This window comes from Acidovorax sp. sif1233 (genome assembly GCF_019218755.1).
In the GTDB taxonomy this organism is placed as follows: Bacteria; Pseudomonadota; Gammaproteobacteria; order Burkholderiales; family Burkholderiaceae_C; genus Acidovorax.
In genome coordinates, this window is sequence record NZ_JAHUWZ010000001.1 from 1139589 (window position 1) to 1160530 (window position 20942).

Consider the following 20942-nt stretch of genomic DNA (forward strand, 5'->3'; position numbering starts at 1 on the left):
CCCAATGTAGGTCGCGCCAATTCGCCGACCATATCTTTCGGTAGTTTGGCTCATAACGGCCAGGATCGGACCTTCAATGCGTCAACCCAATTTTTCAGTCCAATGCGCCCCTTGACATATTTCTCTCTCGTATCAAACGGTTCACTAGTGCGGCACGGAGAACAAGATGTGATGGTTCCTTGGTGGAGCTTTACGAAGACAGTTCTAGCGGCAGCGTCTCTGTCACTGGTGCGTGATGGGATTGTTCGACTCGATGACGTAGTCCTTGAAGGTCCGTTCACGTTGCGTCAGCTGCTGAGACATGAAGCCGGGCTGGCTGACTACGGTGAACTTGTCGAGTACCACGCTGCCGTTGCTCGCGGCGATGCGCCCTGGCAGGCGGATGAAATGTTGCAACGCCTCGATGCCACGAGGTTGCGTTATGCCCCTGGAGTGGGGTGGCAGTATTCGAACGTCGGCTACTTGTACGTAGCGAGACTTATCGAGCGTGCGACAGGTCTCGCACTTGAGGAAGCGCTTATGCAACAAGCGTTGGCGCCCTTGGGCCTGCTGAGAGTTCGTAGCGCAAAGACGCCAGCTGACTTGGAAGGCTTGTGCATGGGGGCCATTTCGACTTATGACCCGAGATGGGTTTATCACGGCTTGCTTGTTGGCTCTCTCTCCGACGCTGCCCTCTTTCTAGACCGCCTGATGGCTGGACACCTTCTGCCTGATTTGCTGGTGCAGGAGATGCAAGCTGCACGCGCCCTTGGCGGACCTCTTCCTGGGCGCCCATGGAAGTCGCCGGCATACGGCCTCGGGCTGATGCAAGGCGTGTTGCATACGGGGCCGACATTGTGTGGGCACACCGGTGCTGGGCCGGGCAGCGTGGTGGCCGTCTATCGCAGAGCCAACGGTTCTAACACGGCGACTTGTGCTGTCTTTCACGCAGGTTCCGACGAAGGCCTTGCAGAGGAGGAGGTCGTCAAGCGGTTGTCGGCGTCCCTGAAGTCTGGTGATTGACGATGCGTGTCCTCTTAGCGTCTGCTTTCAAAAAGCGAATATGACAGTGTTGGGCCCCAAGCTGTCATCAGTCCAAAAGCAAAAGGCCAGCAGACCTCACAGTCTGCTGGCCCTTCTTTGTTCACAGAGAAATCACTTCCCCCAGGAATCCTTCAACCCCACCGCCAAGTTGAACACCGGCTTCCCCGCCGCATGGTCCACCCGGTCCGCCACAAAATACCCATGCCGCTCGAACTGAAACTTGTCGTCTGGCCGTGCATTGGCCAATGACGGCTCCACGATGGCTGTCACCACCTTCAGGCTGTTCGGGTTCAGGCTTTCGATGAAGTCCTTGCCGCCTGCGTCGGGCTGGGCGTCCAGGAACAGGCGGTCGTACATGCGCACTTCGGCATTCACGCCGTCGGCCACGCCCACCCAGGTGATGGCGGCCTTGACCTTCACGCTGTCGGCGCCGGGGGTGCCGCTCTTGGTGTCGGGCACCACGGTGGCCAGCACTTCGGTGATGTTGCCGGCGGCATCCTTGGTGCACCCGGTGCATTCGATGACGTAGCCGCCCTTCAGGCGCACCTTGTTGCCCGGGAACAGGCGCTTGTAGCCCTTGGGGGGCACTTCTTCAAAGTCTTCGCGTTCGATCCAGACTTCCTTGCCGATGGTGAAGTGGCGCTCGGGGCTTTCCACGCCTTCAGGGGGGTGGGGCAGGGAGGGCAGGGTGCAGGGCTCCAGGTGGCCCGCGCCCATGACGTCGTCCCAGTTGGTGAGCACCAGCTTGACGGGGTTGAGCACGGCCATGCCGCGGAAGGCCTTGAGCTCCAGGTCTTCGCGAAGGCAGCCTTCCAGGGTGCTGTAGTCGATCCAGCTGTCGCTCTTGGTCACGCCGATGCGTTCGGCAAAGGTCTGGATGGCCTCGGGCGTGTAGCCCCGGCGGCGCAGGCCCACGATGGTGGGCATGCGCGGGTCATCCCAGCCGCTGACCTTGTGGTCGTACACCAGCTGCGCGAGCTTGCGCTTGCTGGTGATGACGTAGGTGAGGTTCAGGCGCGCGAATTCGTACTGGCGGGGGGGCGGGCTGGCCAGCAGGCCGCCTTCGGTCAGGCGCTCCAGCAGCCAGTCGTAGAACGGGCGCTGGTCTTCGAATTCCAGCGTGCACAGGCTGTGGGTGATTTGCTCCAGCGCATCCTCGATGGGGTGCGCGTAGGTGTACATCGGGTAGATGCACCAGGTGTCGCCGGTGTTGTGGTGCGTGGCGCGGCGGATGCGGTAGATGGCCGGGTCGCGCATGTTGATGTTGGGGCTGGCCATGTCGATCTTGGCGCGCAGCACCATGGAGCCGTCTTCGTGCAGGCCGGCCTTCATCTCGCGGAACTTGGCCAGGTTTTCGGCCGGGGTGCGGCTGCGAAAGGGGCTGTCGGTGCCGGGCTTGCTGAAGTCGCCGCGGTTGATGCGGATCTGCTCGACGGTCTGTTCGTCCACGTAGGCGTGGCCGGCCTCGATCAGGTACTCCGCCGCGCGGTACATGAAGTCGAAATAGTCGCTCGCCTGGTAGGGCGGGGCGCTGGGGTGGCCGTTCCAGTCAAAACCCAGCCATTTCACCGCGTCGATGATGCTATTGACGTATTCGGTGTCTTCTTTTTCGGGGTTGGTGTCGTCAAAGCGCAGGTGGCACACGCCGCCGTAGTCGCGCGCCAGGCCAAAGTTGATGCAGATGCTCTTGGCGTGGCCCACGTGCAGGTAGCCGTTGGGTTCGGGCGGGAAGCGGGTGCGGATCCTGGCGGGGTCGGGCTGGCCGATGGCGTGGTGGGCGGCGTCGCCCGGGCTGCCGCCCCAGCGGCGGGAGGCGTAGGTGCCTTTTTCCAGGTCGTTTTCGATGACCTGGCGCAGGAAGTTGCTGGGCTTGGTGGTTTCCAGGGATGCTGCGGGGGCAGCGCCGGGGGTGCCGGCGGCAGGATTGGCGGGGTTTGGGGTGCTCATTGGGCCATTTTAGGCGCCGGTTTCGTGAAGGTTTACGCATGGAAACAGGCGCGTATACGTCCAGACACAACGTAAAGACAGTTTTATGCCATCCTTTCGGCTACTTGGTGCGTTATGTACCGGTGAGGTGAGTCCATTTGGCTGGCTGCCCTCGCTCAAACAGGAGATTTCCATGACGAAAACCCGTTCTATCTATGCCATTGCCGCCTCGGCTGGCGTGGCGCTGGCATTGCTGGCCGGCACGGGCGCAGCCCAGGCCCGCGGCGACGTGAATTGGTCGGTTGGTATCGGCGTGCCCGGCGTGGTGGTGGGGGCCAGCAATGGCTACTACGCACCCGCCCCGGTGTACGTGGCCCCGCCGCCCGTGTACTACGCGCCACCCCGGCCCGTGTACTACACGCAGCCCCCAGCGTATTACGCCCCTCCACCCGTGGTGTACTACGGTGACCGTGGGTACCGCCACCATCGACACCATGACCACGGCTATCGTGGCCATGGACACAATCGCCATTGGGACCGTTGATCGGCGACGGGCCCGCGGGCCCGTCTGCTGATTGTTGCAACCAACCTCTTGGGCGCCAGTCGCTCACAGGCAGCGTCTTTGCACAGGCTGCCTTTTACAGCGGCCCTTCGGGGCCGCTTTTCTCGTGGGGCGTACCTGAAGGGGCCGGCGCCTGCGGGCCGCCGCATAATCGCGCACTCTGGCCTGCCAGCGTGGCAGGTGCCTAGCCCCGGAGTGCTGCATGTCTGTGAAGAAAAAAACCGTTTTTGTCCTGAATGGCCCCAACCTGAACCTGCTGGGCACGCGTGAACCCGCCGTGTATGGCGCAGCCACGCTGGCCGACGTGGAAAAGCTCTGCGCCGACGCGTGTGATCGCCACGGCTTCGCGTTGCGGTTCCATCAAAGCAACCACGAAGGCGCGCTGGTGGACTGGATTCACGAGGCCGGCCGCCTGCACGCGGCGGGCGAGCTGGCGGGCGTGGTCATCAACGCCGGGGCCTACACCCACACCAGCATCGCCCTGCACGATGCCACCAAGGGCACGGGCATCACGCTGATCGAGCTGCATATCAGCAACGTGCACGCGCGCGAGGCCTATCGCCACCATTCGTACATGGCGGCTGCGGCCAAGGCGGTGATGTGCGGTTTTGGCGTGCTGGGTTACGGCCTGGCCATCGACGGCCTGGCGCAGTTGCTGGCGCAGCAGCCGCCCGCGGCCTGAGCCGCCGGGAAGTTCACTCTTCTTCTGCCGTTCCCGCGTTAACCGCACATTCCGGCTCCGGCACGACAGGGCAAACATGGCGCCACGACCGCTTGAGGTGCGCGAGGACGAGGTGGAGATCACCGCCATGCGTGCCCAGGGCGCGGGCGGACAGAACGTCAACAAGGTTTCCAGCGCGGTGCACCTGCGCTTTGACGTGGGCGCCTCCTCACTGCCCGGGGACGTGAAGGAGCGCCTTCTGGCCCTGCGCGACACCCGCATCACGCAGGAAGGCGTGGTGGTCATCAAGGCCCAGCAGTACCGCAGCCAGGACCAAAACCGCAATGATGCGCTGGAGCGCTTGAACGCGCTGGTCAACAGCGTCGCGGTGCCGCCCCGCGTGCGGCGCGCCACCAAGCCTACCTATGGCTCCAAACAGCGGCGCCTGGAGGGCAAGACCCAGCGCGGCGAGACCAAGGCGCTGCGGGGTAGGGTGCGCGGTGGGGGGGATGGTTCGTGAGCGGAGTCTCGCCGCATTGGCACCATGGGTAGAACAATCTGTCTGGCGTACAGGGCTTGGTAGCGGGGCCCATCGGTCCTACATTCAAGGCATTACCGGATGGAGTTGCCATGTCTGCCACAGCCCAAACCCCCGCCACTGCCGCGCCCCACGGCGCCATTCCCGCGCTGTTCGTGTCGCACGGGGCACCCTTGTTTGCCATCGCCGCCGGCACCACCGGCCCTGCGCTCACCCAGTGGGGCGAAAGCCTGAAGGGGCAATATCCCGGCCTGCGCGGCGTGGTGATCATGTCGCCGCACTGGATGGCGCGCTCCCTGCAGGTCATGACCGGGCCGCAGCCCGCCACCTGGCACGACTTTGGCGGGTTTCCACCCGCGCTGTACCAGCTGCAGTATCCCGCCAGCGGCTCCCCCGCGCTGGCGCAGGAGGTGCTGGGGCTGCTGCAGGCCGCGGGCATGGCCGCGCAGGGCGACGCGGCCCGTCCGTTTGACCACGGGGCCTGGGTGCCGCTGATGCACCTGTTTCCCGAGGCCGACCTGCCCGTGGTGCAGGTGGCGCTGCCCGTGGGCGCCGGCCCGGCCGAGGTGTATGCACTGGGCGCCGCCTTGCGCGGCCTGCGCAGCCAGGGCGTGCTGGTGGTCGGCTCGGGCAGCATGACGCACAACCTGGCCGAGTTCTTTGGCGGCGCCCGGGAGCCCGCGCCGTACGTGCTGGAATTCAGCCGGTGGATCGAAGCAGCGCTGGCGCGCGGTGATGTCAGCGCGCTGCTCAACTACCGCAGCCAGGCCCCGCATGCCAGCCGCGCGCACCCGACCGAAGACCACTTCCTGCCCATCTTTTTTGCGCTGGGCGCCGCGGGGGACGACCTGCATGCCCACTACCTGAGCCGCGAGGTGATGTACAGCATGCTGTCGATGGACGCGTTCGCCCTGGAACCGGCGCATTGACCCGCAGGCTTTTTCATCCGTTCTCCATAAAAACTGCCCGAGGCGCCTGTCCATGCTCAACCTACCGCTCACCTTCTTGCAGCGCCCTGCTGCCGCCACCGCGCCCCGCCCCTGGCTGCTGGTGCTGATGCATGGGGTGGGCAGCAACGAACAGGACCTGTTCAGCCTGGCGCCTCATATTCCCGAGCGCTTTCATGTGCTGAGCCTGCGTGCACCGTTTCGCATGGGGCCGGGCTCGCATGCGTGGTTCGACTTTTCCATCGAGCCCAGCGGGGAACGCACCATCAACGAAGCGCAGGAGGCCGAAAGCCGCGCGCTGGTCGCCAAGGCCATCGAATCGGCCGCCGAGCAGCTGGGCATTCCGCCCGAACGCGTGGTGGTGGGGGGCTTCAGCCAGGGCGGCATCATGGCGCTGTCGCTGCTGCTCACCCGGCCAGCGCTCATGCAGGCGGCGATGGTCTGGCACAGCCGCCTGCTGGCGCAGGCGGTGCCCCTGGCGGCGCCGCCCGATGCCCTGCGCGGCAAACAGCTGTGGCTGAGCCACGGCACGCACGATAACGTGATCCCGCTGGCCCATGCACAGGCCATCGCCCACCACATGGCGCCCTTGCCGGTGACGGTGGCGTACCACGAGTTCCCCAGCGCGCACGAGATCCGGCCCTCCGAGCTGGCGGCCACGGTGGCGTGGCTGGAGTCGCTGTCCACCACCCCCACGGCGTTTTAAGCGCGGGTTTCGGCGGGCGGCCTACATCGCGTTACCGGCGCGGTGTCCCGCGGGTTTCCAATCAAGTCCATCCCCACGTGGGATGGACAGGGAACGCCCGGCGCCGAAGCCGCTCGGACAAGGGTTGTTCCTGTTTTGAAGGAGACCCGATGCCCGATCAAGAGACTGCCGAGTTCCGCCCAACGCCGGAGCGCACATCCTCCTCCCCCTGGGTCATTGCCGCCGTGCTGGCCTGCGCGGTGGCCGCCGCAGCTGCCTGGTGGTTCTGGCTGCGCAAGGCAGAGCCGCCGGTTGCGCCGCCCCCCGTGGCGGCCGCGCCCGAAGCGCCTGTGGCTCCACCGCCCCTGCCCGAAGCCTCGGGGCCGCAGAACCCGGTCGATGCACTGGCCCCGGCGGAAACGCCCCTGCCCGCGCTGGCCGAATCTGACGCGCGCGTCGTCGAGCTGCTGTCTGGACTGGTGGGGCGCGACAAGCTCGCATCGTTCCTGATCACCGACGGCTTTGTCCGCCGCCTGGTGGCCACGGTGGACAACCTGGGCCGTGCCCAGGCCCCCTCGCGCATGTGGCCCGTGCAACCCATGCCGCAGCGGTTTGCGGTGGACCGCACAGGCGAAGCGCCCACCACCATCGCGGCCGCCAATGCCGCGCGCTACAGCGCTTTTCTGGCCTTTGCCGAGGCCGTGTCGATGGAGTCCGCCGTGGCCTTGTATGCGCGGCTGTATCCGCTGTTCCAGCAGGCGTATGAAGAACTGGGCTACCCCAGGCGCTACTTCAACGACCGCCTGGTGGCCGTGCTGGACCACCTGCTGCTGGCGCCCGAACCCCAGGGCCCGCTGCGCGTGAAGCTCACGCCGGTGAATACCGATGTGCCGAACCTGCGCCCCTGGGTGCGCTACGAATTCGTGGACCCGGCGCTGGAATCGCTGTCCAGCGGACAGAAGATCCTGGTGCGCATGGGGCCCGCCAACGAGGCCCGCGCCAAGGCGCTGATCCGCGATCTGCGCAAGCGCGTGGCGACCGGCGAGATCGCACGCAAACCCGCGCAGTGAGGGGGCGGCGGGACCACCCGGCCCGTTGCCGGGTCGTGGGGGCCGATCAGGCGGCTGCCGGGCGCGGCCCGTGCCGCAGGGTCAGCAGAGTGCCCAGCGTGAGCGCCGCCAGCGCAAACGCCGGCCCGCCCAGCGCGCCCACATGGTCCACCATCAGGCCGCCGAAGATGGCGCCGCTGGCAATGGCGATCTGGAACGCCGCCACCAGCAGTCCGCCCGCGCCCTCGGCCTGGTCGGGAGCGGCGCGCACGATCCAGGTCTGGAAGCCCACCGGGAAGGCGCCGAACGCAAAACCCCACAGCGTGACGGCCACGGCCGTGATGGCCGCCGACTGCCCGGCCACGAGCAGCACGGCGGCCAGCGCGGCGATGACGGCACCGCCGGCCACGATGGCCTGGCGCTCGCTGCGCCCGGCGATCCAGCCGCCCACGAAGTTGCCGAAGAAACCGCCCACGCCATAGCCCAGCAACACCGCCGTGATGGTGGCCACCGACAGGTGCGTGACCTGCTCCATCAGCGGGCGGATGTAGGTGAAGCCTGCGAAGTGGCCGGAGATGACCAGCAGCACGGCCAGCAGCGCCACGCGCACGGGCGGGCGGCGCAGCAGCTCGCCCAGCACCTTGAGGTTGGGGTTGTCGCGCGGGGGCAGGGCGGGCAGCGCCACCAGCTGCACGGCCAGCGTGATCAGGCTGATGCCCCCCGCCGCGATGAAGGCGCTGCGCCAGCCCCACAGGTCGCCCATCCACGCGCCGATGGGCGCCGCGCAGACCGTGGCCACCGACACCCCGGTGAGGATGAACGACATGGCCCGCGCGAACAGCGAGGCGGGCACCAGCCGCATGGCCAGCGCGGCCGACATGGACCAGAAGCCGCCCAGCGCCACGCCCAGCAGCACCCGCGCCACCAGCAGCGTGGCCAGGCTCCCGGCCAAGGCCGACATCGCGTTGGACAGCACCAGCAGCAGCGTGAAGGCGATCATCACCAGCCGCCGGTCGATGCGGCGCGTGAGCAGCGGCAGCGACGGGGCGGCCACCGCCGCCACCAGCGCCGTCACGGTGACCGCCTGGCCTGCGGCGCCATCGCTCACGCGCAGGTCGCTGGCCATGGCGGTGAGCAGGCTGGCGGGCAAGAATTCGGCCGTGACCAGTCCGAAGACACCCAGCGCCATGGAGGCCACGGCGGCCCAGCGTGCCTCGGTGGGATCGGGGGTGGAATGCGGGGCGGGCGTAGCCTCGGCAACGACGGCACCAGTGGGCGCATCAAGGCAGGCGGAGCAGGAAGGAGAGGAAGACACGGGAAAGGCCTAGGGATGGATGGAAGGCCATCGTAGGGATAAGATGGCGGCGTTTCCATGCCGTAAAAGCCGAGATGCTTGACTTTTTGTCCAAACCCTTCAACCAGATCCCCCAGCAGCCGTTCGCGGAGCCGCCGGACCTGCTGACCCAGATCCTGCTCGGCCTGCGCCTGGACGGCGTGGAGTATGGCCGCTGCGTGCTGCAGCCGCCGTGGGCCATCGCCTTCCCAGCGCAGCGCTCGGCGCGTTTCCACTTCGTGGGCCATGGCGGAGCCTGGCTGCGCACGCCGGGTACCGACTGGCAGCGCCTGAACCCGGGCGATGCGGTGCTGCTGCCGCACGGCAGCTTCCACGTGCTGGCCAGCTCGCCCGACGTGCCGCCGGTGGACATCGATTCGCTGGCGCGCAAGCCCGTGTCCGAGAACATCTACCTGGTGGACGGCCGCGATGCGGGCCACGCGCCCCTGGGGGCCCCCGTCGCGCCACCTCCGCCGCTGGCCCCCGACGTGCTGTTCAGCGGCGCGTTGCGCTTCAACCTCGACCCGCTGCACCCGCTGATGGCCATGATGCCGGCGGTGATGATGGCCGGCGACCTGGCCCGGCGCGACACCACCGTGCCGGTGCTGCTCGACGCCATGGAGCGCGAGGTGGAGCAGGACCGCATGGGCGCCTGCGCGATCCTCGCGCGCCTGGCCGATGCGCTGGCCGCCAGCATCATCCGCGCCTGGGTGGAGTGCAGCTGCAACAACCCCACGGGCTGGATCGCCGCCGTGCGCTGCCCGCGCATCGGCAAGGTGATCGCCGCCATCCACGCCGAGCCCGAGCGCGACTGGAACGTGCCGCTGCTGGCTGACCTGATGGGCGCGTCGCGCTCGAGCTTTTCCGAATCGTTCACGCGCACCATGGGCGAGAGCCCGGCGCGCTACGTGGCCAAGGTGAAGATGTCGCAGGCGCGCCGCTGGATCGCGCGCGACGGCATGCGCGTGGCCGTGGCGGCCCACCGGCTGGGCTACGAGTCGGAGGCCTCGTTCAGCCGGGCGTACAAGCGCATCATTGGCCACCCGCCGAGCACTGCGCGGGCGGAGTGAAAAAAAGGGGCCCTACGCCCGGGGCAGCGGCAGCGCCGTCTTGTAGCGCACTTGCTTGAGCGCGAAGCTCGAGCGGATCTTTTCCACTCCGGTGATGGGGGCGAGGCGCTCCAGGATGAAGCGCTCCAGCGCCCCGATGTCGGGCACGGCCACCCGGATCAGGTAATCGCTGTCGCCGCTCATCAGGTAGCACTCCATCACCTCGTCGTGCTCGGCGATGCGCTGCTCGAAGTCGCCCAGCGCCTCCTTGCTCTGCGTCTTCAGGCTGATGCTGATGAACACGTTGAGCCCCAGGCCCAGGGCGGCCGCGTTGGCCAGTGCGACGTAGCGGCTGATGACGCCCGCGGCCTCCAGCGCCTTCACGCGCGCAAGGCACGGCGAGGGCGAGAGGTGCACGCGCCGCGCCAGCTCCACGTTGGACAGGGAACCGTCGGCCTGCAGCTCGGCCAGAATGCGCAAATCCAGGGTATCCAGCTTCATGTGCTGCAGTGTAGTCTGTTGGCCGCATGAAATGCTGTGATGGGCGCTTTGGTGGGCTACAACGGCATCCCATTCGGGGCGGCAATGGCTACAGTTGCGGCATGAACGCCCCCACCGCACACCACCACCTGCTCACGCCGGCATCGGCCGCACCGTTGGCCGATACGGACCCCGAAGAAACCGCCGAGTGGCGCGACGCCTTCCTGGCGCTGGTCGCCACCGAAGGCCCGGAGCGGGCGCGGCACATGCTGCAGGAACTGGTGCGCCTGGCGCGCGCGCAGCGCATCGGCTGGCAGCCGGACCTGAACACGCCGTATGTGAACACCGTGGCGGTGCAGGACCAGCCCGTCTTCCCCGGCGACCTCGCCATCGAGGAGCGCGTGGCTTCCATCGTGCGCTGGAACGCGCTGGCGATGGTGGTGCGCGCCAACCAGGCCTATGGCGAACTGGGCGGCCACATCGCCAGCTACGCCAGCGCGGCCGATCTTTTCGAGAGCGGCTTCAACCACTTCTTCCGTGCCCGTGAGGGCCTGGGCGAAGGCCAGCACCGGGGCGACCTGGTGTTCTTCCAGCCGCACAGCGCGCCGGGCGTGTATGCGCGGGCGTTCCTCGAAGGGCGCCTGTCCGAGCAGGACCTGAAACACTACCGCCAGGAGCTCACGGCACCGGGTGCGGGCGCGCAGGGCCTGTCGAGCTACCCCCACCCCTGGCTGATGCCGGACTTCTGGCAGTTTCCCACGGGGTCGATGGGGATCGGTCCCATCAGCAGCATCTACCACGCGCGCTTCATGCGCTACCTCACGCACCGCAACCTGCTCGACTGCTCGGCGCGCAAGGTCTGGGGCGTGTTCGGCGATGGCGAGATGGACGAGCCCGAGAGCATGAGCGCGCTGACCCTGGCCGCGCGGGAAGGCCTCGACAACCTGGTCTGGGTGGTCAACTGCAACCTGCAGCGGCTGGACGGCCCGGTGCGCGGCAACGGCCGCATCATCGACGAGCTGGAGCGCCTGTTCGCCGGTGCGGGCTGGAACGTGGTCAAGCTCGTGTGGGGCAGCGACTGGGACGGCCTGTTCGCCCGCGACCTGACCGGTGCGCTGGTGCGCACGCTCGAAGGCACGGTGGACGGCCAGATGCAGACCTTTGCCGCCAAGGACGGGCGCTTCAACCGCGACAACTTCTTCGGCCAGAACCCCGAGCTCGCGGCCCTGGCCCAGGGCATGACGGACGAGCAGATCGACCGCCTGAAACGCGGCGGGCACGACCTGGTGAAGATCCACGCCGCCTACGCTGCAGCCAGCGCCCATAAGGGCCAGCCCACCGTGATCCTGGCGCACACCAAGAAGGGCTACGGCATGGGCACGGCCGGCCAGGGCAAGATGACCACGCACAGCCAGAAGAAGCTCGACGAGACGGACCTCATCGAGTTCCGCAACCGCTTCAACCTGCCCCTGTCCGACGAGCAGGCCACCAGCCTCGCGTTCTTCAAGCCCGCCGAAGACAGCCCCGAGATGCGCTACCTGCGCGGCCACCGCCAGAACCTGGGCGGCTACCTGCCGCGCCGCGAGACGGCCTGCGATGCGCTGCCCGTGCCCGCCATCGAGGGCTACGCGCAGTTCGCGCTGCAGCCGCAGGCCAAGGAGATGAGCACCACCATGGCCTTCGTGCGCATGCTGGGCAGCCTGCTCAAGGACGCCACGCTGGGCCCGCGCATCGTGCCCATCGTGGCCGACGAGGCGCGCACCTTCGGCATGGCCAACCTGTTCAAGCAGGTCGGCATCTACAGCAGCGTGGGCCAGCGCTATGCGCCCGAGGACATCGGCTCGGTGCTGAGCTACCGCGAGGCGCTGGACGGCCAGATTCTGGAAGAAGGCATCAGCGAGGCCGGCGCCATCGCCAGCTGGACGGCCGCGGCCACCAGCTACAGCGTGCACGGCCTGGCCATGCTGCCGTTCTACATCTACTACTCGATGTTCGGCTTCCAGCGCGTGGGCGACGCCATCTGGGCCGCCGCAGACCAGCGTGCGCGCGGCTTCCTGCTGGGCGCCACCTCGGGCCGCACCACGCTGGGCGGCGAGGGCCTGCAGCACCAGGACGGCTCCAGCCACCTGGTAGCCGCCACCATCCCCAACTGCAAGGCCTACGACCCGGCATACGCGGGCGAGATGGCCGTGATCATCGACGCCGGCATGCGCGAGATGGTGACCGAGCAGCGCGACGTCTTCTACTACGTGACGCTGATGAACGAGAACTACGCCCAGCCCGACCTGCCTGCCGATGCGGCAGAAGGTGTGCTGCGAGGTTGCTATGTTTTCAGGAGCTATCCGCGCTTGATGGACGGCCGTGAAGGGCCAATTTCATCCAAAAGCGTCACCCTGATGGGCTCCGGCGCCATCCTGACCGAGGTGGTCAAGGCAGCCGAACTGCTGGCAGGCGAGGGCGTGGACGTGACCGTGCTCAGCGTGACCAGCTGGAGCGAGCTGGCCCGCGACGGCGTGGCCTGCGAACAGCGTGCGCTGCAGGGGGAGGCGCGGCCCGGCGTGGCGTGGCTGACGCAGCAACTGGCGGGCACACGCGGCCCGGTGATTGCCGCCACCGACTATGTGCGCGCCGTGCCGGAGACCGTGCGCGCGTTCGTGCCTGGAGGACGCCGATTCATGACATTGGGAACGGACGGTTTTGGGCGCAGCGATACACGGGCGGCGCTGCGGGTGTTTTTTGGGGTGGATGCGGCGGCGGTGGCGCGCGCAGCCCGGTTTGCATTGGCGGGGTAGGGTGTGTGGACGGCGCCGCCTCCTGGCCAACGCCGCTTTGTGGCGCTTTCTTCACTGGCGGCGGTGGGGCGCATGACGCGGGGAACGGTCATGCACTTGCCACAGCGGGCCGCTTGAAAAACGCGTCCAGCACCGGCATCAGCGCCGGAAACTCCTGCGCGAACCGGTCCCGGTTCACAAAGTAGGCCTCGCAGGCCACGGCAAAGAATTCGGACTGCGATGTGGCCCCGTAGGCGTCCAGCCAGGGGCGTTCCGCGCCGAAGCGCTCGGCCAGGATCACGCGTTCTCGGAACTGTTCGTACGCGGGCTCCCAGGCGGCCCACCAGGCTTCGTAGGCCGCGCGCCCTGTGCGCGTGCCCATGAAGCCTGCGGGCAATGGCGGGCAGCCGTTGGGCTCGCCGCTGCGCATGTCGAGCTTGTGAACGAACTCGTGCACCACCACGTTGTGGCCGCGCTCAGTGTTCTCACGCCCGTTGGAGGCGTGTGCCCAGCTGAGCATGATGGGGCCGCGGTCCATGGCCTCGCCCAGCAGCACCTGCGTATGTTCATGCACCACACCGGCTTCGTCCACCGTCTTGCGGCGCGCCACGGCCTCGCCGGGGTGCAGCACGATGCCCACGAAATCGTCGTACCAGTCCAGCGCCCGGGCCGGGTCGCCCCAGTGCAGCAGGGGCAGGCAGGCCTGGGCCGCGATGTCGATGGCCATGGCATCGGTCACCACCAGGCCGTGCGCGCCGTGGAATTCCTTGTGGTGCAGGAAGAGGGCGCTGAGCGCGCGCAGCTTGGACTGGTCGTGCAGCGAGAGCGCCGCCAGGAACGGGTAGCGCTGCAGGGTCTGGAGCCACAGCGTGGCCGAGATGTCGGGCACGGGGGACACGGTGGCGCGGACACGGCTCCAGAGCCGGTGGAGGAGAGGGGGCATGGCGATCAGGCGGCGGGAGGTGAAGCCCCGCGCAGTTCAGGATCGCTGGTACTTGGGGGCCAGGGGCAGCCGTTCCAAGCCCGCGCGGGACAAACGCAGTATTTCCGCGCGGGGCGGCAATGCGGCCGCGTCCCAGTCGCTGAGCACCACACGCCGCAAGCCGGGGGCCAGTGCGTGGTCGGCGGGACGGTGGGTGTGGCCGTGAATGAGCGTATGTGCCTGGGCCGCCTGCAGCCAGGCGATGGCAGCCGGGCCGTCCACGTCGGCATAGATGGCGCCCGATTGTTTGCGCGCCTCGCTCTCCTGGCGGATGCCGCGTGCCTGCGCGCGGCGCGTCGCCAGGGGCTGCGCCAGAAACTGCTGCTGCCACCCGGCACTGCGGGCCTGCACGCGAAAGCGCTGGTAGTCCACATCGTCCAGGCACAGCAGGTCGCCATGGCTCAGCACGAAGCGCTGGCCGTCAAACACCAGGACCGTCGGGTCCGCCAGGCCGGTGATGCCACACTGCGCAAGGAACGCAGGGCCCGCCAGGAAGTCGCGGTTGCCGTGCATGAAGTACACGGGCAGGCGCTGCGACGCCGCGCGCAGGGCCGCGCAGCCCTGGGCCTCGAAGCTGCCGGTTTCGCCGATGGCGTCGTCCCCCACCCAGACCTCGAACAGATCGCCCAGGATGAAGAGGGCATCCGCTTCGGTGCCGGCCAGGTAGTCCTGCCAGGCGGCCACGGTGGCAGGCTCGCTGGCCTGCAGGTGCAGGTCGGAAATGAAATCGACCGTGCGCCAGTGCGCGGGAGCGGCAAGCTCCTCGAACCGGGGCACGGTCATCGTCACGGAGACGGAGGTCAGATCAACGCGAGATCAGAGTGCGACAGCCTTCTCGATGATCACGTCTTCCTTCGGCACATCGTCGTGGAAGCCCTTGCGGCCCGTCTTCACGGCCTTGATCTTGTCGACCACGTCGGCGCCGCCAACCACCTTGCCGAACACGGCATAGCCCCAGCCCTGGGCCGAGGGGGCGGTGTGGTTCAGGAAGCCGTTGTCGGCCACGTTGATGAAGAACTGGGCGGTGGCCGAGTGCGGGTCGCTGGTGCGGGCCATGGCCACGGTGTAGTTGGCGTTCTTCAGGCCGTTGTTGGCTTCGTTCTCGATGGGCGCGTCGGTGCCCTTTTGTGTCATGCCGGGCTCGAAGCCGCCGCCTTGCACCATGAAGCCGGGGATCACACGGTGGAAGATGGTGTTGTTGTAGTGGCCCTTGTTCACGTAGGCCAGGAAGTTCTCGACCGACTTGGGCGCCTTGGCGGCGTCGAGTTCGAGGGTGATGACGCCGTAGCCGGCGATGTGCAGTTCGACTTGGGGGTTGCTCATGGCAAGGGTTCTTTCAATCAGTCAATCAAAAATGGGTTACTTCACCAGGGTGGCGGAGTTGATGGTGACGGGGGCGGTGGGCACGTTCTGGTGCGGGCCCTTGTTGCCGGTGGCCACGGCCTTGATCTTGTCGACCACCTCGGTGCCGCTCACCACCTTGCCGAACACGGCATAGCCATGGCCGTCGGGGCTGGGAGCATTGAGCATCGCGTTGTCCTTCACGTTGATGAAGAACTGCGACGTGGCCGAGTTGGGGTTGCCCGTGCGCGCCATGGCGATGGTGTAGTTGTCGTTCTTGAGGCCGTTGCCGGCTTCCAGCGGAATCGGGGCCTTGGTGGGCTTGGGAATCAGGTCGGCGGTGTAGCCGCCGCCCTGGATCATGAAACCATCGATCACGCGGTGGAACACGGTGCCGTCATAGGTCTTGTCCTTGACGTAGCCCAGGAAGTTTTCCACTGTCTTGGGCGCCTTGGCCGGGTCGAGTTGCACCACGATGTCGCCCATCGAGGTGGACAGCTTGACCTTGGGGGCGTCTTGCGCCTGTACGGACGCTACTGAAAAAATAGCTGTCAGCGCAATGCTGGCAAGCGCCAGGGTCGAATTTCTTCTGGAAATCATCCAATCACTCCTTCGAAAAATATCTGCCATTGTTGGCCCCGCCGCGCCCAGTACTGGCGCTTGACGGGGCCCGTGCGGGCGCCTGCGGCGACTTCGCCGAACGTTACCACCATGGTGTCGGCGGAATCTGTCCAGCGCAGGTAAGACTTGTCCTTGAGGTGTAGTTCCCTGCCCCGCAATGCGCGGGTCTCGGCCTGGAGCACCTGGGACCACTCTTGCAGCGGTTTCTTGCGGTAGCTCTGGAAGTCCGGCGCGTAGAAACCCATCAGGCGGCTCATGTCGCCCTCGGTCTTGGCGCTGCGCCAGGCGTTGAGCACCGCGTCGAAGGATTTGCGGTCCGCCTGTACCGCGTGCGGTGCCACCCACTGCAGCTGGCGCGCGATGACCACGGGCGTGGAGCGGGGCTCCACCGTGCGCAGGATGCGTTCGAGGTCGGGATTGGCCAGCACCAGGCAGCCATCGGTGGCCAGGGGCGCGCGGGCAAACTGGTCGGGCGGCGTGCCGTGCAGCCAGATGCCGCCACCGGTCTTGCCCCGGCTCTGGTCCAGGGGGTTGGGGTAGTTGATGGGCAGCGCGCCCGCGCCGTAGAAGTCCTTGAGCGTGGCGGGGTCCAGCCGGCTGGTGATGAAGTAGACGCCCAGCGGGGTGCGCTGGTCGCCTTCCAGGTTCTTCTCGATGCCCAGCTTGCCGACCGAAGCGTAGTAGTCGGCGACCAGCTGCAGGCCCTTGGGGGTGTTCTCGAACAGGTACAGGCGCGAACGCGAGGCATCCACCGCGATGGCATGGCGGGAGCGGGGCGAGAGCTCCAGGAACTGCGCCGGGATGCTGTGCGCCGGGGGGCGGCTGCGCTGGGCATCCACGCGCTGGCGCGATTCGTTGCGCAGCTCTTCCAGCGTGGCAGCCGTCTGGATGCTGCGGGCCGAATCGGGCTCGGGCACATCGCCCAGGCGGCGGATCGGCCGCGTGCGCGCCATCAGCAGGTCGCCCACCACCAGTTGCGCCAGCTGGAAGTTGGGATAGTCGCGCGCCAGGGCCTCGGCCTGCGCCAGCGCTTCGCGGTGGCGGCCCTCGGCGATGAGCTGGTACACCCCCATGAGGCGCGCCTCCGCCTGTCCATCGCGCAGGGCGGGTGCCGTGGAGCCCGCGGCTTGCATGGGCCGGGCCGAGGTGGCGGCCGCCGCGCCCCGGGACTTGGCGCTCTGGGGCAGCACCGGGGCTGCGTGCAGGAGCGCCGCCAGGCAAAGGGCGCCCGCCACGGCCGGGCGGCTTCGTGCGGACAACGCCACAAGCATGTGCGAAATCGTTTCAGGTCAGGTCAGGGCAGGGAGGCAGAAACAGCGCGCGCCGCCGCCATCGCAGGGCCGGCTGCGCCGCGCTTCGTCACGGTCAGCCGCCGGTGGATTCGCGAACGATGGTCCAGCGGCCGTTGTGGTTCACCATGTCCAGCGTCTTGCGGCTGGCGACATTGAGCGCATCGGCCGTGTAGGCCTGGCGGAAACGGGCCGTGGCCTTGTCGCCGTTGACCGCGACCGAGATGTCGGAGATCTGCACGCTGATCCTGGATTTTCCGACGATGCGCGCTTCACGCTCCTTTTCCCAGGCGGCACGGGTCTGGCGGCCGGGAGGATCGAATGACTTGTCGTAGGCGCCGAGGTAGGCGGTCATGTCCTTGGCGGACCAGGCGGCGGCCCAGGCCTGCACGGCCGCGGTAACGGCGGCCTGCAGGGACGCATCGCCGGCAGCGGCGGCGGGCGACGCGGCAATGGCCGGAGCGGGGGATGCCGCGGCAGCGGGTGCGGGCGCTGGCGCGGCAGGCGCCGGTGAAGGGGCTGCCACGGGCGCTGCAGCGGCGGGTGCCGTTGCGGCGGGCCGCTGCGTGGCCGCCACGGCTGGTGCCGGCGCGGGAGCCGCGGCCCCGGGGCGGGCGGGCTTGCCGGCGGCGGCTTCCGCAGTGAACAGCTCGCGGATCAGCGCCAGCTTGGGCTTGACGGAGCTGGCGTTGGCCGCATCCAGCTGCAGCGCCTTGTTGTAGGCCTGGCTGGCCAGCTTGGCATAGATGTCGCCCAGGTTCTCATGGGCGGTGGCGTAGCTCGGGTTGGTGCGGATCGCCATTTCGAGCGCCGTGCGGGCCTTGTCCAGCTGGTTCTGGCTGGCATACAGCACCGCCAGATTGTTGTAGGGCTCGGGCAGCTCGGGATACTCTTCCGTGAGCTTGGTGAACGTGGTGATCGCATCGCCGGGCTTGCCCGAGTCCGCCTGCGCCACGCCGCGCAAGAAGCGCAGCTGTGGGTCGCGCGGGGCGGCGGCAAGGCGCTGGTCGGCCTTCACCAGGGCTTCGGCCGGCTTGCCGGCCTTGATCAGCTGGGTGATTTCCGCATAGTCGTCCGCATGGGCCGCACCGGTGCCCAGCAGCGCGGTCAGTGCCAGCAGGCGCAGCAGGTGGGGGAGGGTGCGTCGGACTTGCTTCATGGGGGATTCAAGGGTGTTGGGCAGCGTCTGTCCCGGGCGGGGGCTTATACTGCGGCGGATTGTAGCTGAGGGGGTTGTCATGACGGTGCGCTGTTGCCGCGGGTGATTTCGCTGGAGGCCCCTTGCTGGGCCAACTCCCTCCAGGGGCCTTTGCCCCCTGCTGCCGGGTGAACCTTTTTCACCCAACCACCCCATCCCCCGTGACTGAAATCCCATGAGTTTGCGCATCTACAACACGCTGTCGCGTGCATTGGAGGAGTTTTCCCCGCTCGAACCTGGCCATGTGCGCATGTACGTGTGCGGCATGACCATCTATGACCTGTGCCACATCGGCCACGCCCGCATGATGATGGCGTTCGATGTCGTGCAGCGCTGGCTGAAAAGCAGTGGCTACCGCGTCACCTATGTGCGCAACATCACGGACATTGACGACAAGATCATCAAGCGCGCGCTGGAGCGGGGCATCACCATCCGTGCCCTCACGGACGAGATGATCGCCGCCATGCACACCGACATCGCGGCGCTGGGCATCGAGCCCCCGTCGCTGGAGCCGCGCGCCACCGAATACGTGCCCCAGATGCTTTCGCTGATCGGCACGCTGGAAGGCAAGGGCCTGGCCTACCGCGCCGGCAATGGCGACGTGAACTACTCCGTGCGCAAGTTCGACGGCTACGGCAAGCTCTCGGGCAAGTCGCTCGACGAATTGCGCGCGGGTGAGCGCGTGGCCGTGCTCGATGGCAAGGAAGACCCGCTCGATTTCGTGCTGTGGAAATCCTCCAAGCCCGAGGAGCCACCCGAGGCCAAGTGGGACAGCGAATTCGGCTCGGGCCGCCCTGGCTGGCACATCGAGTGCTCGGCCATGTGCGGCGCCACGCTGGGCGAGACCTTCGACATCCACGGCGGCGGCATGGACCTGCAGTTCCCGCACCACGAGAACGAGATCGCCCAGAGCGAAGGCGCCAATGGCAAGCCCCTGGCGCGCTTCTGGGTGCACAACGGCTTCGTGCGCGTGGACAACGAGAAGATGAGCAAGTCGCTGGGCAACTTCTTCACCATCCGCGACGTGCTGGCGAAGTACGACGCCGAGACGGTGCGGTTTTTCATCGTGCGGGCCCACTACCGCAGCGCCCTGAACTACAGCGATGCCCACCTGGACGACGCGCGCCAGGCCTTGAAGCGCCTGTACACCGCCCTGAACCTCGTGGCGCCCGCCGAGGTGGCGGCCATTGACTGGGCGGCGCCGCATGCCGCCCGCTTCAAGGCCGCGATGGACGAGGACTTCGGCACCCCCGAAGCCATGGCCGTGCTGTTCGACCTGGCCGGTGAGGTCAACAAGACCCGATCTGTCGAACTGGCGGGGCTGCTCAAGGCGCTGGGTGGTTGCCTGGGGGTGCTGCAGGGCGACCCCAAGGCCTTCCTGCAGGCCGGGGCGGGCGGTATGGACGAAGCCGAAATCCAGGCCCGGATCGCCGCGCGCGCCGCTGCCAAGGCGGGCAAGGATTTCGCCGAGGCCGACCGCATCCGCAATGCATTGCTGGCCCAGGGCATCGTGCTCAAGGACTCCGCCGCTGGCACCACCTGGGAAGCCGCGCAGTGATCGTTGTGTTTGTCATGGAAAACGCCTGCTGGGCAGATGGGACGCCCGGTGGCAGCTTCTAAAAGGATAGCATCCGAAGTGCTTGTGGCCGAGCCGGCGCTGGCCACGCCCGACTACTGGGCGGAGGCCTGCAAGCACCTAGTCAAGAAGGACCGGGTGATGAAGCGCCTGATTCCCCAGTTTGGCGACGCGGCGCTGCAGACACGCGGCGATGCGTTCACCACGCTCGCGCGCTCCATCGTGGGCCAGCAGATCTCGGTGAAGGCCGCGCAGACCGTGTGGGAGCGCTTTGCCGCGATGCCCCGCAGCATGAAGCCCGCCAGCGTGCTCAAGCTCAAGATCGACGACATGCGGGCCGCGGGCCTGTCTGCGCGCAAGGTCGACTACCTGGTGGACCTGGCGATGCACTTCGAGGGCGGCAAGCTGCACGTGAAGGACTGGGCCGCGATGGATGACGAGGCCATCATTGCCGAACTGGTGGCCATCCGCGGCATCGGTCGCTGGACGGCCGAGATGTTCCTCATCTTCTACATGATGCGCCCCAACGTGCTGCCGCTGGACGACGTGGGGCTGATCACCGGCATCAGCCAGAATTACTTTTCGGGCGATCCGGTCAGCCGCAGCGATGCCCGCGAAGTGGCCGAGGCCTGGAAGCCCTGGTGCAGCGTGGCGACTTGGTATATTTGGCGATCGCTGGATCCGCTTCCCGTGGCGTACTGAGCGAGATGCCCCTGGGTCCCCGTGCGCCGCGTGCCCGGGAGCGCCGCGAGCGCGGCGGCCCTCCTCGTGGGGCGCGCCCGTTTCGTGGGCTGTAGGTGGTGCGCAGCGCCCGGGACAGCGGACTTTTTATTTGTTGGACAAGCGTCATACCAAACTCGTAACGCGTCGGTTACAGTGCGTGCCATTCGTGGCGCCCGCACCCCGGCGCG

The 20942-nt window shown here is 67.4% G+C and carries 20 protein-coding genes; 11 read left to right on the forward strand and 9 right to left on the reverse strand.

Annotated elements, in window-relative coordinates; all coding sequences use genetic code 11:
* Positions 1 to 171 precede the first annotated feature (171 nt).
* A complete protein-coding gene (locus KW843_RS26975) occupies positions 172 to 1002 on the forward strand; it encodes a serine hydrolase domain-containing protein (RefSeq protein ID WP_370628454.1) in 831 nt (276 codons plus the stop codon).
* Between the two features lie 132 nt (positions 1003 to 1134).
* Here the strand turns inward: KW843_RS26975 and KW843_RS05205 are convergent, their stop codons facing one another.
* Positions 1135 to 2970, reverse strand: coding sequence for a glutamine--tRNA ligase/YqeY domain fusion protein (locus KW843_RS05205; protein WP_218294009.1), 1836 nt, complete (start codon positions 2968 to 2970; stop codon positions 1135 to 1137).
* A gap of 172 nt (positions 2971 to 3142) precedes the next feature.
* Between KW843_RS05205 and KW843_RS05210 the strand changes: the two genes are divergently transcribed.
* The 6 genes from KW843_RS05210 (at position 3143) to KW843_RS05235 (ending at position 7412) form a co-directional block, all read left to right on the forward strand.
* Positions 3143 to 3493 (forward strand): hypothetical protein, encoded by a 351-nt coding sequence (locus KW843_RS05210; protein WP_218294010.1) that lies wholly within the window; start codon positions 3143 to 3145, stop codon positions 3491 to 3493.
* 220 nt (positions 3494 to 3713) lie between these two features.
* Positions 3714 to 4193 carry a type II 3-dehydroquinate dehydratase gene (locus tag KW843_RS05215; RefSeq protein ID WP_218294011.1) on the forward strand — a complete coding sequence of 160 codons (480 nt, stop codon included), beginning with the start codon at positions 3714 to 3716 and terminating at the stop codon, positions 4191 to 4193.
* Positions 4194 to 4269: 76 nt separating this feature from the next.
* A complete protein-coding gene (gene arfB, locus KW843_RS05220; RefSeq protein ID WP_218294012.1) occupies positions 4270 to 4692 on the forward strand; it encodes an alternative ribosome rescue aminoacyl-tRNA hydrolase ArfB in 423 nt (140 codons plus the stop codon).
* A 110-nt stretch (positions 4693 to 4802) separates the two neighbouring features.
* Entirely contained in the window at positions 4803 to 5639 is an 837-nt protein-coding gene (locus KW843_RS05225; protein ID WP_218294013.1) for a class III extradiol ring-cleavage dioxygenase, read from the forward strand.
* A 52-nt stretch (positions 5640 to 5691) separates the two neighbouring features.
* Positions 5692 to 6363, forward strand: a complete 672-nt coding sequence (locus tag KW843_RS05230; protein ID WP_218294014.1) for an alpha/beta hydrolase — start codon at positions 5692 to 5694, stop codon at positions 6361 to 6363.
* Between the two features lie 149 nt (positions 6364 to 6512).
* Positions 6513 to 7412, forward strand: a complete 900-nt coding sequence (locus KW843_RS05235) for a DUF3014 domain-containing protein (protein ID WP_218294015.1) — start codon at positions 6513 to 6515, stop codon at positions 7410 to 7412.
* A gap of 46 nt (positions 7413 to 7458) precedes the next feature.
* Here KW843_RS05235 and KW843_RS05240 read toward each other — a convergent pair whose 3' ends face one another.
* Positions 7459 to 8706, reverse strand: a complete 1248-nt coding sequence (locus tag KW843_RS05240; protein ID WP_218294016.1) for an MFS transporter — start codon at positions 8704 to 8706, stop codon at positions 7459 to 7461.
* Positions 8707 to 8780: 74 nt separating this feature from the next.
* Here KW843_RS05240 and KW843_RS05245 point away from each other — a divergent pair, with 74 nt between their 5' ends.
* On the forward strand, positions 8781 to 9794 hold the full coding sequence (locus KW843_RS05245) for an AraC family transcriptional regulator (protein ID WP_218294017.1): 1014 nt from the start codon (positions 8781 to 8783) through the stop codon (positions 9792 to 9794).
* Between the two features lie 12 nt (positions 9795 to 9806).
* On the opposite strand, the gene KW843_RS05250 is transcribed toward KW843_RS05245, so the two are convergent.
* Complete coding sequence (locus KW843_RS05250; RefSeq protein ID WP_218294018.1) at positions 9807 to 10274, reverse strand: Lrp/AsnC family transcriptional regulator; 468 nt, start codon at positions 10272 to 10274, stop codon at positions 9807 to 9809.
* A gap of 101 nt (positions 10275 to 10375) precedes the next feature.
* Between KW843_RS05250 and mdeB the strand changes: the two genes are divergently transcribed.
* Positions 10376 to 13045, forward strand: coding sequence for an alpha-ketoglutarate dehydrogenase (gene mdeB / locus KW843_RS05255; RefSeq protein WP_218294019.1), 2670 nt, complete (start codon positions 10376 to 10378; stop codon positions 13043 to 13045).
* 88 nt (positions 13046 to 13133) lie between these two features.
* Here the strand turns inward: mdeB and KW843_RS05260 are convergent, their stop codons facing one another.
* The 6 genes from KW843_RS05260 to KW843_RS05285 form a co-directional block, all read right to left on the reverse strand.
* The gene (locus tag KW843_RS05260; RefSeq protein WP_218294020.1) at positions 13134 to 13967 is read right to left on the reverse strand and encodes a zinc-dependent peptidase; all 834 of its coding nucleotides are present in this window, start codon (positions 13965 to 13967) and stop codon (positions 13134 to 13136) included.
* 36 nt (positions 13968 to 14003) lie between these two features.
* Positions 14004 to 14789 carry a UDP-2,3-diacylglucosamine diphosphatase gene (locus tag KW843_RS05265; RefSeq protein WP_218294460.1) on the reverse strand — a complete coding sequence of 262 codons (786 nt, stop codon included), beginning with the start codon at positions 14787 to 14789 and terminating at the stop codon, positions 14004 to 14006.
* 33 nt (positions 14790 to 14822) lie between these two features.
* Positions 14823 to 15329, reverse strand: a complete 507-nt coding sequence (locus KW843_RS05270) for a peptidylprolyl isomerase (RefSeq protein WP_218294021.1) — start codon at positions 15327 to 15329, stop codon at positions 14823 to 14825.
* Positions 15330 to 15365: 36 nt separating this feature from the next.
* The gene (locus tag KW843_RS05275; protein WP_218294022.1) at positions 15366 to 15947 is read right to left on the reverse strand and encodes a peptidylprolyl isomerase; all 582 of its coding nucleotides are present in this window, start codon (positions 15945 to 15947) and stop codon (positions 15366 to 15368) included.
* Entirely contained in the window at positions 15944 to 17239 is a 1296-nt protein-coding gene (locus KW843_RS05280) for a L,D-transpeptidase family protein (protein ID WP_218294023.1), read from the reverse strand. The genes KW843_RS05275 and KW843_RS05280 overlap by 4 nt, the downstream gene beginning before the upstream one ends.
* Before the next feature lie 94 nt (positions 17240 to 17333).
* Complete coding sequence (locus tag KW843_RS05285) at positions 17334 to 18416, reverse strand: tetratricopeptide repeat protein (protein ID WP_218294024.1); 1083 nt, start codon at positions 18414 to 18416, stop codon at positions 17334 to 17336.
* A 214-nt stretch (positions 18417 to 18630) separates the two neighbouring features.
* Here KW843_RS05285 and cysS point away from each other — a divergent pair, with 214 nt between their 5' ends.
* Positions 18631 to 20013 carry a cysteine--tRNA ligase gene (cysS, locus tag KW843_RS05290; RefSeq protein WP_218294025.1) on the forward strand — a complete coding sequence of 461 codons (1383 nt, stop codon included), beginning with the start codon at positions 18631 to 18633 and terminating at the stop codon, positions 20011 to 20013.
* 48 nt (positions 20014 to 20061) lie between these two features.
* Positions 20062 to 20733, forward strand: coding sequence for a DNA-3-methyladenine glycosylase 2 family protein (locus KW843_RS05295; RefSeq protein ID WP_218294026.1), 672 nt, complete (start codon positions 20062 to 20064; stop codon positions 20731 to 20733).
* The last annotated feature ends 209 nt before the right edge of the window (positions 20734 to 20942 follow it).

Bases quoted from the DNA above. Each gene is read 5' to 3' on its own strand.
- KW843_RS05285 (WP_218294024.1), bottom strand. From the start codon at position 18,416: ATGAAGCAAGTCCGACGCACCCTCCCCCACCTGCTGCGCCTGCTGGCA.
- KW843_RS05230 (WP_218294014.1), top strand. From the start codon at position 5,692: ATGCTCAACCTACCGCTCACCTTCTTGCAGCGCCCTGCTGCCGCCACC.
- KW843_RS05210 (WP_218294010.1), top strand. From the start codon at position 3,143: ATGACGAAAACCCGTTCTATCTATGCCATTGCCGCCTCGGCTGGCGTG.
- arfB (WP_218294012.1), top strand. From the start codon at position 4,270: ATGGCGCCACGACCGCTTGAGGTGCGCGAGGACGAGGTGGAGATCACC.
- KW843_RS05265 (WP_218294460.1), bottom strand. From the start codon at position 14,789: ATGACCGTGCCCCGGTTCGAGGAGCTTGCCGCTCCCGCGCACTGGCGC.
- KW843_RS26975 (WP_370628454.1), top strand. From the start codon at position 172: ATGGTTCCTTGGTGGAGCTTTACGAAGACAGTTCTAGCGGCAGCGTCT.
- KW843_RS05260 (WP_218294020.1), bottom strand. From the start codon at position 13,967: ATGCCCCCTCTCCTCCACCGGCTCTGGAGCCGTGTCCGCGCCACCGTG.
- mdeB (WP_218294019.1), top strand. From the start codon at position 10,376: ATGAACGCCCCCACCGCACACCACCACCTGCTCACGCCGGCATCGGCC.
- KW843_RS05250 (WP_218294018.1), bottom strand. From the start codon at position 10,274: ATGAAGCTGGATACCCTGGATTTGCGCATTCTGGCCGAGCTGCAGGCC.
- KW843_RS05270 (WP_218294021.1), bottom strand. From the start codon at position 15,329: ATGAGCAACCCCCAAGTCGAACTGCACATCGCCGGCTACGGCGTCATC.
- KW843_RS05215 (WP_218294011.1), top strand. From the start codon at position 3,714: ATGTCTGTGAAGAAAAAAACCGTTTTTGTCCTGAATGGCCCCAACCTG.
- KW843_RS05275 (WP_218294022.1), bottom strand. From the start codon at position 15,947: ATGATTTCCAGAAGAAATTCGACCCTGGCGCTTGCCAGCATTGCGCTG.
- KW843_RS05225 (WP_218294013.1), top strand. From the start codon at position 4,803: ATGTCTGCCACAGCCCAAACCCCCGCCACTGCCGCGCCCCACGGCGCC.
- KW843_RS05280 (WP_218294023.1), bottom strand. From the start codon at position 17,239: ATGCTTGTGGCGTTGTCCGCACGAAGCCGCCCGGCCGTGGCGGGCGCC.
- KW843_RS05235 (WP_218294015.1), top strand. From the start codon at position 6,513: ATGCCCGATCAAGAGACTGCCGAGTTCCGCCCAACGCCGGAGCGCACA.
- KW843_RS05245 (WP_218294017.1), top strand. From the start codon at position 8,781: ATGCTTGACTTTTTGTCCAAACCCTTCAACCAGATCCCCCAGCAGCCG.
- cysS (WP_218294025.1), top strand. From the start codon at position 18,631: ATGAGTTTGCGCATCTACAACACGCTGTCGCGTGCATTGGAGGAGTTT.
- KW843_RS05205 (WP_218294009.1), bottom strand. From the start codon at position 2,970: ATGAGCACCCCAAACCCCGCCAATCCTGCCGCCGGCACCCCCGGCGCT.